At 48.1% G+C, this 16148-nt stretch carries 14 protein-coding genes and 1 pseudogene; 5 read left to right on the plus strand and 10 right to left on the minus strand.

Annotated features, from left to right (window positions below; all coding sequences use genetic code 11):
* Positions 1-3: 3 nt before the first annotated feature.
* The 3 genes from A3848_RS04240 to A3848_RS04250 all read right to left on the minus strand — a co-directional run bounded on the left by A3848_RS04240 (position 4) and on the right by A3848_RS04250 (position 1098).
* A complete protein-coding gene (locus tag A3848_RS04240) occupies positions 4-198 on the minus strand; it encodes a hypothetical protein (protein WP_074083721.1) in 195 nt (64 codons plus the stop codon).
* Positions 199-445: 247 nt separating this feature from the next.
* Entirely contained in the window at positions 446-709 is a 264-nt protein-coding gene (locus A3848_RS04245; RefSeq protein ID WP_074083722.1) for a hypothetical protein, read from the minus strand.
* Between the two features lie 119 nt (positions 710-828).
* Positions 829-1098, minus strand: a complete 270-nt coding sequence (locus A3848_RS04250; protein ID WP_074083723.1) for a hypothetical protein — start codon at positions 1096-1098, stop codon at positions 829-831.
* Between the two features lie 695 nt (positions 1099-1793).
* On the opposite strand from A3848_RS04250, the gene A3848_RS31600 reads away from it, so the two are divergent.
* The gene (locus tag A3848_RS31600; RefSeq protein WP_143192023.1) at positions 1794-2171 is read left to right on the plus strand and encodes a hypothetical protein; all 378 of its coding nucleotides are present in this window, start codon (positions 1794-1796) and stop codon (positions 2169-2171) included.
* Between the two features lie 181 nt (positions 2172-2352).
* Here A3848_RS31600 and A3848_RS04255 read toward each other — a convergent pair.
* The 4 genes and pseudogenes from A3848_RS04255 to A3848_RS04270 form a co-directional block, all read right to left on the minus strand.
* Positions 2353-2922, minus strand: a pseudogene (locus A3848_RS04255) (YdeI/OmpD-associated family protein).
* A gap of 29 nt (positions 2923-2951) precedes the next feature.
* Positions 2952-3497 carry a DinB family protein gene (locus tag A3848_RS04260; protein WP_074083724.1) on the minus strand — a complete coding sequence of 182 codons (546 nt, stop codon included), beginning with the start codon at positions 3495-3497 and terminating at the stop codon, positions 2952-2954.
* Positions 3498-3579: 82 nt separating this feature from the next.
* Positions 3580-4497, minus strand: a complete 918-nt coding sequence (locus A3848_RS04265; protein WP_074083725.1) for a helix-turn-helix transcriptional regulator — start codon at positions 4495-4497, stop codon at positions 3580-3582.
* Positions 4498-4561: 64 nt separating this feature from the next.
* Complete coding sequence (locus A3848_RS04270; protein ID WP_074083726.1) at positions 4562-5476, minus strand: AraC family transcriptional regulator; 915 nt, start codon at positions 5474-5476, stop codon at positions 4562-4564.
* Positions 5477-5639: 163 nt separating this feature from the next.
* Here A3848_RS04270 and A3848_RS04275 point away from each other — a divergent pair, with 163 nt between their 5' ends.
* The 4 genes from A3848_RS04275 (at position 5640) to A3848_RS04290 (ending at position 11061) form a co-directional block, all read left to right on the plus strand.
* A complete protein-coding gene (locus tag A3848_RS04275) occupies positions 5640-7037 on the plus strand; it encodes an MATE family efflux transporter (protein WP_256702142.1) in 1398 nt (465 codons plus the stop codon).
* Between the two features lie 458 nt (positions 7038-7495).
* Positions 7496-8362, plus strand: coding sequence for an ABC transporter permease (locus A3848_RS04280; RefSeq protein ID WP_244169711.1), 867 nt, complete (start codon positions 7496-7498; stop codon positions 8360-8362).
* Between the two features lie 36 nt (positions 8363-8398).
* Positions 8399-9292 carry a carbohydrate ABC transporter permease gene (locus tag A3848_RS04285; RefSeq protein ID WP_074083728.1) on the plus strand — a complete coding sequence of 298 codons (894 nt, stop codon included), beginning with the start codon at positions 8399-8401 and terminating at the stop codon, positions 9290-9292.
* A gap of 164 nt (positions 9293-9456) precedes the next feature.
* Positions 9457-11061: an extracellular solute-binding protein gene (locus A3848_RS04290; protein WP_074083729.1), complete on the plus strand. Its 1605-nt coding sequence runs from the start codon at positions 9457-9459 to the stop codon at positions 11059-11061.
* A gap of 313 nt (positions 11062-11374) precedes the next feature.
* Here the strand turns inward: A3848_RS04290 and A3848_RS04295 are convergent, their stop codons facing one another.
* From A3848_RS04295 to A3848_RS04305, 3 genes are all read right to left on the minus strand, one after another.
* A complete protein-coding gene (locus A3848_RS04295) occupies positions 11375-12898 on the minus strand; it encodes a DUF4179 domain-containing protein (RefSeq protein ID WP_074083730.1) in 1524 nt (507 codons plus the stop codon).
* Positions 12899-12919: 21 nt separating this feature from the next.
* Positions 12920-13429, minus strand: a complete 510-nt coding sequence (locus A3848_RS04300; RefSeq protein WP_083606724.1) for a sigma-70 family RNA polymerase sigma factor — start codon at positions 13427-13429, stop codon at positions 12920-12922.
* A 196-nt stretch (positions 13430-13625) separates the two neighbouring features.
* Complete coding sequence (locus tag A3848_RS04305) at positions 13626-15857, minus strand: AraC family transcriptional regulator (RefSeq protein ID WP_074083731.1); 2232 nt, start codon at positions 15855-15857, stop codon at positions 13626-13628.
* Positions 15858-16148: the final 291 nt, after the last annotated feature.

The following is a 16148-nucleotide window of genomic DNA, read 5'->3' on the forward strand; positions in this document are numbered from 1 at the left end:
TTATTATAGGGAAGGAAGTCGTAAAATGCTGAATCCAACCATATCCTTCACCTGTTTGTAGTCGAGCTGTTCGCTGCTGATTCTGTTCATAGCTTCGTCAATAATACGCTCTATTGGGCTTGTGGTACTTGTAAATTCAAAAACAATAATCTCCGTTCCGTCGATTGTGTAGGTTACCCGATATGTCTGAAGGCTCATATCCCACCTCCAAAGAAGTTAAGCTGTTCTGTCGTTCCTTGCGTAGTCGTGTATTCTGGATTTTGGGTCACTGAGTAATTCCTCCTGATTCGCGGATTATCATTTGTACCGCTTCCTGATGTTTTATACGCGAGGTACTGGACGGAATTTAGGGGAGGGATGCTTCGGATTAGGAAAAGTTGGGCTGTATGCGGAAGAACGAAGTCAAGTTGAAGCATTTGAGGGAAAGTAGTGTGGAAATTGGGGGTTAGCTTAAAGTGATGCTGTTCTCTTCATCAATTATTTCATTCATTTCTGCCTGCGTAACATGAATGGCTGCAAATTCACTGCAAACCCTTTGGATTGCCTCAAAAAATGTATAATTTTGCAGAAGGTCTTCGGCATTTAACCCTGCTGTCTGCAGTGCTTCCATCACTTCGTCAAGATCTGATTCACTTGTCAAAGTTTGTACGGTTTCGATCATCTCTTGAATTGTAGCCATGAGTAAAAGGGCTCTTCTTGCTGGTTTCATTCATTCTCCTCCTTTATTGTAACGCGTTGAATTTAGGAATAGATCAATTTGGGCATCTCAGTATAACTGCATAATGATCATTTGGCAAGTAAACAATAGGGCAAATCAAAAGGCCACGATTAGGTGGCCCTGACTTCGCTTATGATAGAATTCACCAAATCCTCGTTCATGACTTTCTGTGCTTCAATTAAGACTGCTAAAATTTTCACCTTGTCGCCATAGATCGTAAGCAGAATTTTATTGATATGCTCCGAACTTAATCTACCCGCTTTGGCCATGGAGATTAAAGTGACGACAACAATGTCACCCTCAGCTTCACCAGAATGGACCCGGCGTTGTAGTTCATTAGCGATGGCTGTTACCTGGGTTTCACTCATCAAATTGTCCATTTTAGCAAATCCCCTCGCTATTTATAACTTCTTGTAGGTTCGGCTTTTCAAATGGATTAACATCCACCTCCGATGAAATAATACTCAACACAGTATATGGTGCTACAATTACTAGATTAACAGATTGTGTTTTTTAGCCTGCTTTCAATTAAGTTACATGGATCTTCCGGTAATGAAATCGTCTCCTTCCAACATAGTATCATACATCTTCGCTTAATTTTACTCTTGTCTTACTGGTTAATTATTGTAATTATTAGCTCTCGGGGGATTGATTGAAGATTATTACGAAATCCAGAAAGTACTCATAGTAGTATATTTATATAAGAAGGCGGGGAGGGAAGGAGCGGTGATTAACTGAAGCATTACAAGGCAAGATTATATATGTATATATTATAATTTTAACAAAAGTATTGGTAGTATGTTTAGGAGTTTAAAATTATAAGAACATTGGGCTTGTCCTGGAAAGTTGAGCGGACAGCTCTTTTTTTGTGACCATATACGTCTAAAGATTCTCCCCGTCATAATTTATGCAAATAAAGGAGCGGGAAAAATAAAAAATATGCTTCATCCAAATTTGGATATTTTACAGCAAATTCGAAAAATTGTATAGTAATTTCCTATATTGCGAATGTATGTTCGCATGTTATAGTGTAATTACCAATTTATTATGACGACAGCACTTGGAGGTGCGCACCTTGCCTTATGATTATTTTCCAGTATGTAGCGTATGCGGAGCTGTGGATGAATACGTGGCAAAAACATCCCAAAAAGACGAAAACGGCAATCATTTCATTCAGACGCTATGTTCTGTATGCGGTCATCCTATCTCAATAGTTGAAGCACAATACCGTTCTGAGAAACAGCTCCAATATTGTCCAGTAAAAGAGCGTTCAGAAAATTTCTTTCGTGAATTATCTGGTGATGCTTTAATAAAAGAAGCCTTTTTTTTAGAGAGCTTATATCTAGAATGGATGAAGCTTGAAGAAACACAAGGAAAAGTTGATCGGCGACTAGTTTTAGCTAGAACCTTCTGTCTTAAAGAACTCCGGCGGCGACTTATAAGCCCTGAATAACATAGATGCAGAATAACGGGGATAATCTGAAATTCTTCAACTATATGATCATTTATAAATTGAGACAATAACAGCTGAATAAAGGAAAGGATAAATGCGAAAATTACAGGCTATTACCCGGTACAACCGGATAATAGCCTGTTGTTGTATAGAGTCAGACGATTTCTATTGGATCTGGCTCTTAATAATCTAGAAGGCGTCCATTGTCATGCCAATGACCGTACATCTTATTTTCTCTAGTGTTTGATATCAATTTTTCTAATCTGCTCTTGAATATATCCGGCTGATTTTTATGGCTTTGTATCGTGTCGATCCGAACTCTTTGGTAAAGAGCCGGAAATGCCAAGAAATTTTCATATACTTGTCTTTCCTCTTGTAACCTTTGTTCTATGACCCTATCTATTGTAAAAGATTTGTAATCCATATCAGGAAGCACCTTTCTTCCTTCGTCTCTCATGAACCCCAACTTTTCGAGGCGGCGGACCCGTTCTTTGTTCAATTCAGTCCATCCACTTCGTTTGTTTCTGGGAGACAGTCTCTGCGCCAGCTCTGATTCCGATATTTTCTTTTTAACCCCGTCAATCCAGCCAAAACACAAGGATTCTTCGACCGCATCCAAATAGAGCAGCGCATCCGGATGTGGTGTCATACCTACTACGACTCAGCAGGATTTCTCGGTCTTGGAATTTTCCTGCAGCCAAATCCTCAGCTCCTCTCTCGATGCGGCTGTGAGTAAATTTTCAATCTCCATAAAAAGTTAAACTCCTTTCTGGCAGAGTGTCAGTCTGAGGATTCCAAGCGTCTCTCCGCCAGGACGGAATCATCATCGGGTTTCTGATACCAAAAAAGGGCATAGTCGTTCATCGTGGATGCGTGACCCAGTTGACGCAGCATTGTAGAAATATTGCCCCTGTGATAGGTTCCGTGATTAACCAGGTGCAGCACTATTTCGGACAGGCGTGTCTGGCGGATTCTGGTGAACGGATTGTCAAGCAGAATGATTTGCTCCAAATCGGACTGGTTTTGGAACCATTCGCTGTATTGTTCTGCTAGCTGGGCAAATAGATGGGAGTATTCGTCCACAGAATGCAGGAGGTTCTTATTAAGCGGTAGGGTTGCCTGCAGCGCCTCTGGCATACCCGTACCAGTTACAACCAGATACCACATTGTATCTACCGCATAAATGTGACTAAGGGCATGAGCAACGGTGGGGAACGAGCTGTTCACTTCTTGACTTAGCACAGAGGATGGGAGTTCTTTGATCCTCCCCAGGATCGTCTGGTTGGCCCAGGTGTGGTAATTCAACATTTGTAGCGGATGATTCATTTGCAATGTCTCCTTTGGACTTATCATGAATTTGATTTGGTTTCTGTTGTAATCATAAAAAAAGAAGTTTGACAACAGAGTGTCATACTTCTTCATAATGTTTGAGTGTATTTTGAAGCTGCTCTTTTATAATGGCTCGTAGTAGAGGGGGTTCTAGGACTTCGGCACCGCTGCCAAAACTCAGCAGAAGGGTCCAAAGCCATCGTGCGCTCAATGGTTTGTAAACTGGAATTCGCATCGTCATACTCCCATCGGCATGGAATTGCTTTTGGACCTGATGAAACTGATCCATCGCTTCCGCCAAAGCCTCCGGCCCTACCCGGATCACTACATCCTCCAGCTGATCTTGCTTATCCTTGTTTGAACAAGCAGCCACTTCCGGCACCTCATGATGCGGTTCAAATGATTCCTGTGTCAGGCGCAAATTCATCAACCGGGACAGCCGGAACTCCCTGTAATCCCCCCGGGTTCGGCAAAATCCATAAACGTACCAATTCCGAAATTTAAAATGAAGCCGCAGCGGCTCCATATCGCGGGTAGTACGCTCATTCTCCGCATTAATATATTCAAAGCGGACGATATTACGCTTCGCAATGGCCGTACGTAAATGGGGAAGCACATCGGGCTCCGTCCGGAGGGTTTCAAGATCCACTGCCAGGCTTGTGGTCAGATGCTCCGGTCCGATCGTCTGAAGCCGTTCGATGGTCCCCTGCGCACGCTCATCTTCAAATACGGAGGAAAGGCTTCTGAGCACGGTAATCAGGGAATTGACATCATAAGAACCGAGCAAGCTTTTATCCATTTTGTATCCGTTCATCATGCCATAACCGCCTTTAGTCCCCTGATAGGATACGACCGGAAAGCCGGCAGCACAGATCACATCGATATCCCGGTAGATGGTTCTTTGGGAAACCTGGAACTCATCGGCCAGCGTGGAGGCAGACAAAACTTCGTGATTCAGCAGCTTATAGATTATAGAGATCAATCGCTCTAATTTCATAGATATCCCCGCCTGTTAGTCCGTTTCGTATTACTGCCCGTTATTATATCACAGGATAAAGAAGTCAAGAGAAGCGCTGACGGTATTGGCGCGGGGATATGCCCTCCAGCTTCATGAAGCTGGAGCTGAAATAAGGAGCCTGGTTGAAGCCGACCTCTTCGGCAATCCGCGCAATGGGGAAGCTGGTCTGCATCAGCAGCAGCTTGCTCTGTTCAATGCGGTAGCGGAGCAGATACTCTATGGGGGAGCAACCGTACTCCCTGTTCATGCAGCGGGCAATGTAGACAGGATGAAAGTTAAGACTTTCCCCGAGCCTTGCAGTCGTGATTTCCTCGCGGTAGTGGGCCCGCAGGAAGGAGGCAGCCTGTTCAGCACAGGCGGTGGACTGGGAACCGGAGCGGCCCTGCTCTATGGAAGCCGCGAGCTGCTGGAGGATTTCCTGAAAGAGAATTTGCTGCCTGAAGCGGACGGAGGTCAGATGGGCATTGCTTTTGAGCATCTCCAGCTGGAGCAGCAGCTCCTCTATTCTGGCAGGCTGAAGCAAGGTGATGAGCTGGGAGAGGCGCAGGCTGAACGGACCGATCCCGAAGTAGGCTGCGGGAAGCGGCTCGGCAGATACACTGGCTTCAACAACTGGATCAATCATGGCTCCACCGGCTTCATACAAAACAGAGGAAGATGCACTGTCCACACTCCAGCTGCCGGAGGTTTGGAAATGCAGCCAATAATAGGTCGTATCTTCTCGGCAGCCCTCACTTCCATAGTGATGGCAATCCGGCCGCAGGATTAGCGCTTCGCCTGCGTTCACTGTAAAGCTTCGGTCTTCCTCGCCGATATAGAGACAGCCCTGGCGGACGATCAGCAGATCGAACACCTGAATGTGCTGGCGGTTTGGATGAAGATAGCCAGTCTGGAATTGATTCAGCCCGCTGATAATGTAATGAGGCAAAGGCGGGACGGAAAATTGTAAGATATCCATGAGGCACTCCTCCCTAATGAAAGTTGGGATATTGAAAGTTTAGGTTTCGTATGTGGTACATTTTTCAGAGTATATCACCTATAATTTAGTTCTGACAAGATGAATTGTATCGAAGTGGGCGTAGGATTCGAGTATGGGCGTCCACCGGAGGAGGGTTGATTTCGTGAAAGCTATAACCGGAAAATCCGGTCTGTGGATGCTGGCCTGGCCGATCTTCATCGAGATATTTCTGCAGACGCTGCTGGGAACGGTGGACACGATTATGGTCAGCCGGATTTCGGATGACGCGGTTGCGGTTGTAGGGATTTCCAATCAGCTGTTCGGTGCGTTGACCACGCTCTTCACCACCTTGGCCGGAGGGGCGGGAATTCTGATTGCCCAGCGTCTGGGTTCGGGGCGTTCAGAGGAAGCGCGTACGATTGCTATTATGGGAGTAACGTCCAGCAGTATCCTGGGCTTCGGAGTTAGCCTGCTAATGTTCCTGTACTCGGACCCCACGGCCCGGCTGCTGCATATCTCCGAAGAGCTGCTGCCGCTCGCGCATGTCTATCTCACCTATGTCGGGGGCGGATTGTTCATGGTCGGGATGACCGTTGCGCTGGGTTCAGCGATCCGCAATACCGGAAATACCCGTGGGCCGATGTATACGGGAGTGGCGGTGAATATCATTCATATTGCCCTGAACTATCTGCTGATCTTTGGAGTGTTCGGGCTACCGGAGCTGGGCCTCGCCGGCATCGCGGTGTCCAATATGATCAGCCGGCTACTGGGTGTCTTCATTCTGCTGTATCTGTTCAGCCGATCCTTTGAACGTACAGTCCGGCTGCGGGATTTCCGGATCTTCAACCGGAAGCTGTTCGGGGAGATCGTCCGTATCAGCTGGCCGCTGGGCCTCAATTCTTCATCATGGGTACTGTCACAGCTGGTGATCTATTCGTTTATGGCGATTCTCGGGGCCAAAGAACTGGCAGCCCGCACCTACCTGAATACGCTGGAATCCTTCTGCTTCACATTGGGTTATGCCGTAGCGATGGCTGGACAGATTCAGCTTGCTCATCTCTTCGGCGCCCGTCAGACGCAAGAGGTCTATAAAGGGGCTTACCGCACGCTCTATATCGGGTTGGTTATTGTCGGTGCCAACGTGCTGCTGCTGTTTGTGTTTGGGAGAACGCTGCTGGGATTTTTCACAGAGGATGAGGCGATTATCTCGATAGGGGTATCCCTGCTAGCCCTTAATCTGCTGCTGCAGCCCTGCAAAATGCTGAACATGGCCATGGGTAATTCGCTCAATGCGATTGGAGATACCCGTTATACTATGTATGTCTCCATCTGCTCCATGTCGCTCATCGGCGTGGGCTGCTCTTACTTCCTCGGGATCAGTGCCGGCTGGGGTCTGACAGGCATTTACTGCTGTATGATTGCCGATGAGGCGACAAGAGGGCTGCTGGTGCTGCGGCGCTGGCGGAAGCGGAAGGTGCTGAGTGAGGCAGAACGGCGAATGGATGAGGAAACACCGGGACTGGCGGTGAAACGGGGCCGGGCTCTTTTCGTGGAATCTTAGATTAGTTATACGGTTAGTCTTCTATATAAAGCTCCGGGGCTGTCCTGATACAGGAGAGTTTACGGGGCTTTTTGCCGTTCAACCTTTGTTTACTCCACAGAAGTCAGAAATGTTCACTAGGCGATAGTCCACAATATACAGGAATACCCTTAAGCTGCACTATTCACCCTGAAAGGTGTCTTCTATACTCAAAACATACATTGGACGGTGCCGCTGAATACAGCTTCAGGCGTCCAAGCGGGGGAGCAGGCATATGCTGCCGCAAATTGCAAATTATTTTATAGGGGTATAGGAGGGTGAAGGCTTTGAGATACCGTAAACGCAAGAGTGGAATACCACTCGCCATTGAGCTTCCTATTAAGGGGGCGGGGCTGCCGTCCGAGACGGGGGCCTGGACACAGAAGAAGAAAAAGAAAGGTTTCCTGCATGAGCTGGTCCATAACCGGATTCTTTTTCTGATGCTGCTGCCTACACTGCTGTTCTTTCTGGTCAATTCGTATTTCCCGATGGTCGGCGTGTATTACGCGTTTACCCAGTTTGATTTCAATTCCGGTTTGTTCGATGCACCCTTTGTGGGTCTCAAAAACTTCGAATTTCTCTGGAAGTCCGGCACGCTGGTGAAGCTCACTCTGAACACGATTGGCTACAACCTGGCGTTTATCCTGCTGGGGAATGTGCTCGCGATTGTCTGTGCGATTCTGCTCAGCGAACTGCGTATCAAATGGTTCAAAAAGCTGACCCAATCCATCATGTTCCTGCCGTATTTCGTCTCCTTCGTTATTCTGAGTGTTATCGTATACAACGTGTTCAATTATGATAACGGTTTCTTAAATACGCTGCTGGCCCAGTTCGGGGCGGGACCTGTCGATGTCTACAATAAACCGTCGGCCTGGATTTTCCTGATCATTCTATTTTATCTCTGGAAGAATCTTGGCTACAGCATGGTCATTTACCTCGCTTCCATTACTGGAATCAGTGAAGAGTATTATGAAGCGGCCAAAATCGACGGTGCCCATATCTTCCAGCGGATCTGGTATATCACCGTGCCAATGCTGAAATCGACCTTTATAGTGCTGTTGCTGTTCTCGCTGGGAAGCATTATGAAAGGGCAGTTTGACCTCTTTTACCAGCTGATCGGTAACAACGGGGTCCTCTACAATACCACAGACATTCTGGATACGTATGTGTTCCGTTCGCTGAAGGTTACCTTTGATGTCGGAATGGCGACGGCAGCAGGGCTGTACCAATCGCTGTTCGGTTTCATTCTGATCATGACAGTGAACTACATTATCCGCAAAATAAATGATGATTACGCTTTGTTCTAGGATGTGCTGAACACGATACGGAAGGAGAAATAGAGCATGCATATCAAAGACGATCATTATACAAGGCTGCTGCAGGGTCTTGCCTACACGGTTATCATTCTGGGCTCTCTGGCCTGCCTGATTCCGTTCCTGCTGATTATTTCGGCATCCTTGACTGCCAATGATTCGATCATTAAGGATGGTTATCATCTGATTCCGGCTGAGTTCTCGCTGGAGGGCTACAAAACGGTGTTTACCTTCCCGGACGAGGTGCTGCGTGCATATGGCGTTACACTGTTCACTACGGTGACGGGCACGATACTGGGACTGTTTTTTATGACTATGGCCGGATATGTACTGGCCCGCAAGGATTTCAAGTACCGCAATACCTTCTCATTCTACATCTACTTCACCACCCTGTTCGGTGGGGGGCTGGTGCCCTGGTACATTATGATGACCAAATATCTGCATCTTACAGATTCGTATGGGGCGCTGATTTTTCCGGGGCTGATGACACCGTTCCTGATTATTCTAATGAAGAACTTCATCCGTTCGGCCGTTCCCGAGGAGTTGTTCGAATCCGCCAAGATCGACGGAGCCGGTGATTTCAAAATCTATTGGAGGATTGTCCTCCAGCTGTCGATGCCCGGCATCGCCACGGTCGGCCTGTTTCTCGCCTTGGCCTACTGGAACGACTGGTTCTCGTCTTCGCTGTTCATCAATGATCCGCATAAGTACCAGCTGCAGTTCCATCTGTACAATGTAATCAATTCGGCAGCTTTCATTGCCAACATGGGCGCGGGTACCGGTGTCAGCCTGGGCAGTGATTTGCCTACCGAGTCAACCAAAATGGCGATGGCCATCGTCGTTACCGGACCCATTCTGTTTCTGTACCCGTTCATCCAGCGCTATTTTGTAAAGGGCTTGACCGTTGGGGCTGTAAAAGGTTAGAACCGAGTGGCAGAAAGTACCATTACCGTGCTTCTGTTATTCGGCTAACATAGAGTCATACAAGATAAGGGTAGCTCACCAAACGTAGCGTATGCTTCCAAAGTCAGTTTTGTACGAAGCCTGAACAAGGAAGCTGTGCTCACAAAACTTTTAGGAGGGTTCATATGAAAAAGAAAGCAGGCAGAAAAACTCTGGCAACGCTTACAACAACTGCGCTGGCCCTATCGCTTCTTGCAGGATGCGGTGGTAACAACAGCAACAGTAATGCTAACAAAGGCAGCGCTGGAACAGAAGGCAAGACCAATACTGCCGCCACAACAGAGGGTAACGCAGCCCCCGCAGCTGAAACTGGAATCGACACCTCGAAGAAGGTTGAGCTTCAGTTCTACATGCTTGGAGACGCTCCGAAGGATCTGCCGATCATTCAAGATGAAATCAATAAGATGGCTCAGGAAGATCTGAATGCTACCGTGAAGTTCAACTATACAAGCTGGACGGACTGGGATCAGAAATACAAGCTGCTGCTGTCCTCCGGCCAGGCGATTGATCTGATTTTCACAGCGGACTGGACCCAATATCAATCCTATGCCAAACGCGGCGCGTTCCTCGCTATCGATGATCTCCTGCCCAAGGCTGCACCGGAGTTGCAGAAATTCGTCCCTGAATCGATGTGGGAGGATGTGAAGGTAGACGGTAAAATCTATACGGTTCCTGCGACCTTTAAAGAATATGTAACTAACGGTTTCGTATATCGCGAGGATCTGCGCAAGAAATATAATCTGCCGGCTCCAAAAGATCTGGCTACCTATGAGGCCTACATGGACGGAATCAAGGCCAATGAGCCGGATATGATGCCTATATCCCTAAACAGCGACATCGGCAATAATCTGCATTACATTTATACGGAGTTGAATAAAATGGTCGGTGCTCTGCCTTACGGTATGGGCGTGAAGTATGAAACACCTACAACAGTCTACTCCTATTGGGGCTCTGATGAGCAAAAAGAAGAGCTGAAGACCATGAAGCGCTGGGCGGACAAAGGGTTTATTCCCAAGAACGTGCTGAACATCAAGGATACGATGCAAGACCCGATTACTTCAGGTAAAGCGGCCAGCATGTTCGGAGATAATCCTAACCGCTTTAACGATATGAAGATGAAGATCAGCACAACACATCCTGAGTGGGAGCTGGCCTATTCTCCATTCGGTAGAACAACAGGATATGCAACGCCGGTACATCCGATACACAATGGTTTTGCCATTCCCAAGAGCAGCAAAAATCCCGAAAGAGCACTTGCTTTCTATCAGAAGCTGGTCCTGGACAAACGGTATAACCAGCTGACGCAATACGGTATTGAAGGCAAGAACTACACTGTAGAGGGCGGTTACTACAAGCTGGTAGGCACTAGCCAATCCAATGGCTTCTCCCGTGAGGGAATGAACGGCTGGGCTTGGAGAAATCCGGAATTCATGTTGTTCGATAAGGGATTTGATGGAGTAAAGGCGATCTTCGACGAGCTAGACAAGATTCAGAAGCCAGATCTGTTCTTGGGCTTTGCGGAGGATTACAGTTCGTATCAGGCTGAAAAAGCGGCTCTGGAGCAGGTAGAGAAGCAGTACCTGTTCCCGCTGGAAGCCGGGCTGGTAGATGATGTGGATAAAGGGCTCGAAACCTTTATGCAGAAGGCCAAGCAGGCTGGTCTGGAAAAGATTCAGGCGGAATGGACGAAGCAGTGGAATGCTTATACTGCTGAAAAAGGGATCAAATAATAGAGGAATGCCCCGGCAGCGGTTGCCGGGGCTTCTTTTTGTCTGGAGCCCAGCCAACTAGAAAAATGTCATATTTGGTGCTGGCCGTAACTCCAGGGAATGTTTGGACTTCCGGCCGCTGTTGTCTCCAGATGTTTTGGATTGTACCGCTTATAGCGGATAACATCCGGAGACAAAGGCGGACGCTATCGCTCCTCCAGTTCCAAACTTCCCCTCCGTTACTTTTCACCTTAATGGTATTTTCCAAGTTCATCAGGACAAGACAAAATGCCCCTTTGCCGCTTCCGGGACAAAGGGGGAGGAGAAGGGGGTACTATTTCTTGGCGAACAGCTCGATACTTTGCTTCTCCAAAATTGGATTCCAAATGCGTTCAACCGATATGGTAAGCGGCTGCGGGTAATCTGCAGCTTGACTGTCAAAAAATAAACTCATCTCATCTATTCCTGTACCATCACTAGAGATCGTGGTGCCGCCGAAATTGTGAAGTGCAGTTTCTCGATTCGTTCTTTCATGCACCTTGCCGTTCGCATCGGTAAATTTGTCGGCCAGTCCTGCGCCGATGTACTCCGCCTGAACCGCCCCTTGCGAATCGGTATAATAAGACAGGTTGGCTACTTTGCGCCGCAGCAGAATCTCATCCGCTGTTGCATTATGCTCTTGCTTGGATGTGACCATTTCAAAATCGTTTGTCGGAGCTTCAATAACTTGCTGCTTGTTCAAATCGACCACAAATTTCATACGGTCAGGCTCCAGAGCCGAGATACCGGCAATCGTCAGCGTGGTGGAGTCCGGGTGGTTAAGCTTGGTATACCTGAACACCAGCGTTGCCTGCGAGTGGTCTTTGTACACCTCGGAATTATCGGCCGTGATTCTGCCCGGATAAACCAATTTATCGGTTTGACTCCCGGTTGTTGCGATCAGAACGGGGTTAAGCAGGCTGAACATCCGTTTGGTGTTCGCCTTGTCATACTCCAGATCAACATAGGTATTCAGCGGAGTATATTGCACTTGGCGCACTTTGATCTTTTGACCGTCCACCGTCAGCGTACGATTCACAGACAGTGTACGCTCCTGGTCTTTAAACCTGGCCGGGTCAAGCTCGAACGATACCTCCAGGGCGGTCCGATACTTGTTGCTGCTGGAAGTGAGCGCCTGGTCAGACGTTCCGGTGAGAATCAGAGTGAACTTCACATCCTTGGAATAGGCGATGGAGGCCGGATAGTTGGTGGAATAAATAAAATCCTTGCTTTGGCCGGGCTGAATCCGGGAGTCACCACTATCGTACGCCATTTCCAGGGCTGCGCCTCGATGCGGATATGGAACCTCGAAATCCCCGAATTGAATCTTCGTATCCGCAGGAATAACTTCTGTATCCGTATCGTTTTGCACGCTGAACAGGATATACACTTTACGGCCATCCGTGACGGCGCCATCCACATTCATGCGGTAACCTTTGTTTGTTGCGCTTTGACGGACCGGCTTGATCAGATCCCGTTCCAGAATGTCAGCAACCAGCCGATTGTGTAAGGGCTGGTTACGATAGGCCGCAAAATGATCCCAGCTTTTGGTGCTGGCCGCCTGTGCTGAACCGCCGAGGTCAGAATCGCCTGTATCTCCGGCTGGCAGGCCGATGGAGAAGAAAATCAGAAAAATGGCTGCGGCCGTGGCGAATACGGCCCCCGCCCCATAGGAATAGAAACGCCGTTGGCTGCGTTTTTTGCCTTGCGCCACTCCGCTGCGCATTGCATTATAAATTTTCATTTCCTGAATCGTCTCCGCATTTAGATTGACCTCTTTGGCATCCTGTTTCAGGATACGTTCTTCTTTTTCCAACATCTTTAGCCACCTCCCACATGCTCACAAATAGTTCCGCAACTGCCCCAGTCCTTCACGCAGCCAGGTTTTGATTGTGCCCTCAGGCTTATTCAGTACCTTGGCAATTTCGGCGGTCGTCATATCCTGGTAATACTTGAGCATCACGGCATGCCGGTATTTCGGCTTCATCCGGTTCATCGCCCGCTCCAGATCGAGACGATCGCTGCTCCTCATCTCCTGGGCTTCCTGCTCCTTCAGCTTCTCCGCCGGAACGACGCGTTTTTTGCGCCGCAGCTCATCCATGCAGCAGTTGATGGTAATCCGGATTAGCCACGGTGTGAAGGCCTGTTCGTTTTTGAGCTTTTTGTGCTTCATCCAGGCCCGGCACGAGGCTTCCTGCACCGCTTCCAGGGCATCCGCTTCGGAACGCAGATAGCTGTACGCGATCGCATACAGTTTACGGTGCTCGCCCGCAAGCCGTTGAAAGAATACCTCTTCATCCATCAGCGTAACATCCGCTGTATTGGCCTTGTTCATTATCTTCTCCACCATTCACCATCCCCTCTTCCTTGTTTGTGTCGGTCTATGGAAGAAGTCGCCCCGAAATATGTTTTCACAAGTAAGACGGAGTTGACCGGAAAAACGATTGATTATTTTACTAAATTAAAACACATACAAGAATAGGCCAACCAGTAGTTCTGGCTGACCTAATAATACTAAGACAACCTAAAGGTGTCTTAAGAGGATACTATGCATGCTTGGAGCGGCGGTAATCGGTAGGCGTGGTGCCAAAGCTGCGCTTGAACATCCGGTGCAGGTAGGAACTGCTGGTGAACCCGCAGCGTTCGGCAATGGTGGTTACAGGCAGATCGGTATTCTCCAGCAGGCTGCAGACTTCGCGCATCCGCACCTCCAGGATGACGTCCACGATGCTGGCCATCGTTTGCTGCTTGTATAGGCGGCTGATATAGATCGGCGACATATCCAGCTCGTCAGCAATCTGATTGAGGCTTAGGCTGGGCTCCATGTAGGCCTCATTTATTTTTTGATTGATCAGGCGGACCAGTTCGTGCTGCTTGGAGCTTTTTTTCTCGGCCAGCTGTTCATGCATTTCATTGAAAAGAGCGAAAAAGGCCTGCTCCAGCTCCGCGACCGTTTCTACCAATTCCAAAGTGGGCAGTTCGACAGCCCCCTCATTTTGCAAGCGGTTACGTTTTTGGACGTTGATGATAATCTCCTTGATGGTCACGCTGAGTCTGGATACAGTCAGCTGTACCGACGAGAACGGATAGGCTGAGGTCTCGCGGATAATGCTGCTGAAATACTCACGGGCTTCTTCCATTTTGCCGCTCATCAGCGCATCGACGAGTCTTTTTTCTTTTTCTGTAGGATAGTGATAAAGGTTAGCTTGAAGGGCATGGATGGACTGGGCGCTGATCATGCAGCCATGCCCGTAGAACAGCCTATGATTGGACGCTTCCCTAACCTGCTTATAGAGCTGGTGCAGCTGCAGGGGATTGCGGTCAATATGACTATAGGTAAGGGTCAGACTCACCTTCAGATAGTCGGAGCAGGCCTGCTGAATCTGGCGGAGCAGCGTCTCAATCAGTTCGGTGTCCGTGTATTCCTTGGGATCTACAATATTCAAAAGCACCAGGATGCCGTCATCGTTCATGTCTACAGTCTCCACACGATAGGTCTGACCACAAATTTCTGAAGCGATATTCATAATGGCGAACTTGTAGGCCAGTAAATAAGATGAACGGGATTCCCTGAACTCCTGGTAATTGTCAATCCGCAGCAGAATCAAGCGGTAATCATCATTGAAAGTGAAATGGATTCCGAGCTGGCGCAGCTTCTCGACCTGCTGGATGGATTGCAGGGGCTTGAGGCCGAGAATCAAATCGCGCAGCGTATTTTGCCGGATGGTGAACATGCTGTCGCGTTTTTCGGATTCCAGAATATTCATCTCCCGGACAATCCGGTCGATGGGAAGATACAGTCTGCGCGACATGAGCCAGGAGAAGGCGATACCTGCCACAAAAATCAGTGCGGCAATCAGCAGGGTGGCGTTGCGGATGCTGTTGGTCTGCTTGGTGATGATATCGTAAGGTGTGATGCGCACATACTGCCAGCCTAAAGCATCCTGCGAAGTATATGAGATCAGCGAGCTGACCCCGCCGAATTTCCCGATAAAAGAGCCGGAGGCCTGACCCTGAATCCGCTGCTGAACCCAATTGGTCTCCAGCGGAGACAATTCCTGCGGCTCAAGACTGCCTACGGACAGAAATTTTCCTTGATCAGCGAGAATAAAGGTAGCGCTCCTGGAGTCCACGGGACTGGTGATTTCTTTGTTAATCCATGGCGCGGAAATGTTGACAATAACGGCAGAATTGATGGCCCGGTCCCAGCCAATGGCGTCGAAGCACAGGAAGGTATAGGCCCGGACCCGGTCATTCTCCGCGGCGCCGTTGGAATACACGCGTGGAATGGGGGTGAACGGTTTGTATTCCTGATAATGATTCAGAATATCCAGAATGCTCGTGTCTACTAATTCCTGCTCCGTAAATACACCGTTCTGGCCGTGTGAAGAGGCGATGTACAGCTTTGCGCTTTTGGGATTGTAGACATAGATGGACTCGATATAAGGCATGGAGCTGAGGTAATTCCCCAGTTCGGACATGGCTGCTGTAACATCATAGATATCCGGTTTGTCGTAAAATACAATTTTGGAAACAGTGCTGTTGCGGTAGATCTGAAATGAAAGCGATTGCGCGGCATCGGTCATGTTGACCACCTCTTTGCTCGTTTGCGTGAGGTTGCCAAGGTCGGAGCGGAAAGCCTGCGTTTTTTCCACGCCAATATAATAGTTGTAATAGATGATGGTGGAGACAAGGAAGGTTAAGGACACACATAACGTCATACTGACCAATATTTTGCTGTACAGTGCTCTTTTGTTGCCGATCTTGTTCAGTCTCATAAGCATCCCCCTGATTCACTGTGTATGGGTGTGATGATCACGCCTTCTCTCTATTGTTCACAGTATCAGTATAAGCTTCACACCGTGAACAGAACAGTGGAGCAAGATGAGAATATTGCACAGGTTGAAGTTCAAGGGAGTGAACAAATCTAATATTTATGTACAAAAGCTACTTACAGCGCATTTTGATTTCTTGATAAAGTAAATGTACACAACATAATCCAATTGTGCTAGGCTAATTAATATTTATTTTGCTGGTACAACTTTACTCTTGTGGATATGAGAAGGGAG

It is taken from the genome of Paenibacillus sp. P32E (genome assembly GCF_001909085.1).
GTDB lineage: Bacteria > Bacillota > Bacilli > Paenibacillales > Paenibacillaceae > Paenibacillus_AQ > Paenibacillus_AQ helianthi.

Excerpts from the sequence above, each read along its gene's own strand:
- A3848_RS04265 (WP_074083725.1), bottom strand. The coding sequence starts at position 4,497 with ATGAAATTAGAGCGATTGATCTCTATAATCTATAAGCTGCTGAATCAC.
- A3848_RS04260 (WP_074083724.1), bottom strand. The coding sequence starts at position 3,497 with ATGAATCATCCGCTACAAATGTTGAATTACCACACCTGGGCCAACCAG.
- A3848_RS04245 (WP_074083722.1), bottom strand. The coding sequence starts at position 709 with ATGAAACCAGCAAGAAGAGCCCTTTTACTCATGGCTACAATTCAAGAG.
- A3848_RS04280 (WP_244169711.1), top strand. The coding sequence starts at position 7,496 with ATGCTGCTGCCTACACTGCTGTTCTTTCTGGTCAATTCGTATTTCCCG.
- A3848_RS04305 (WP_074083731.1), bottom strand. The coding sequence starts at position 15,857 with ATGAGACTGAACAAGATCGGCAACAAAAGAGCACTGTACAGCAAAATA.
- A3848_RS04295 (WP_074083730.1), bottom strand. The coding sequence starts at position 12,898 with ATGTTGGAAAAAGAAGAACGTATCCTGAAACAGGATGCCAAAGAGGTC.
- A3848_RS04290 (WP_074083729.1), top strand. The coding sequence starts at position 9,457 with ATGAAAAAGAAAGCAGGCAGAAAAACTCTGGCAACGCTTACAACAACT.
- A3848_RS04285 (WP_074083728.1), top strand. The coding sequence starts at position 8,399 with ATGCATATCAAAGACGATCATTATACAAGGCTGCTGCAGGGTCTTGCC.
- A3848_RS04270 (WP_074083726.1), bottom strand. The coding sequence starts at position 5,476 with ATGGATATCTTACAATTTTCCGTCCCGCCTTTGCCTCATTACATTATC.
- A3848_RS04240 (WP_074083721.1), bottom strand. The coding sequence starts at position 198 with ATGAGCCTTCAGACATATCGGGTAACCTACACAATCGACGGAACGGAG.
- A3848_RS04300 (WP_083606724.1), bottom strand. The coding sequence starts at position 13,429 with ATGGTGGAGAAGATAATGAACAAGGCCAATACAGCGGATGTTACGCTG.
- A3848_RS04250 (WP_074083723.1), bottom strand. The coding sequence starts at position 1,098 with ATGGACAATTTGATGAGTGAAACCCAGGTAACAGCCATCGCTAATGAA.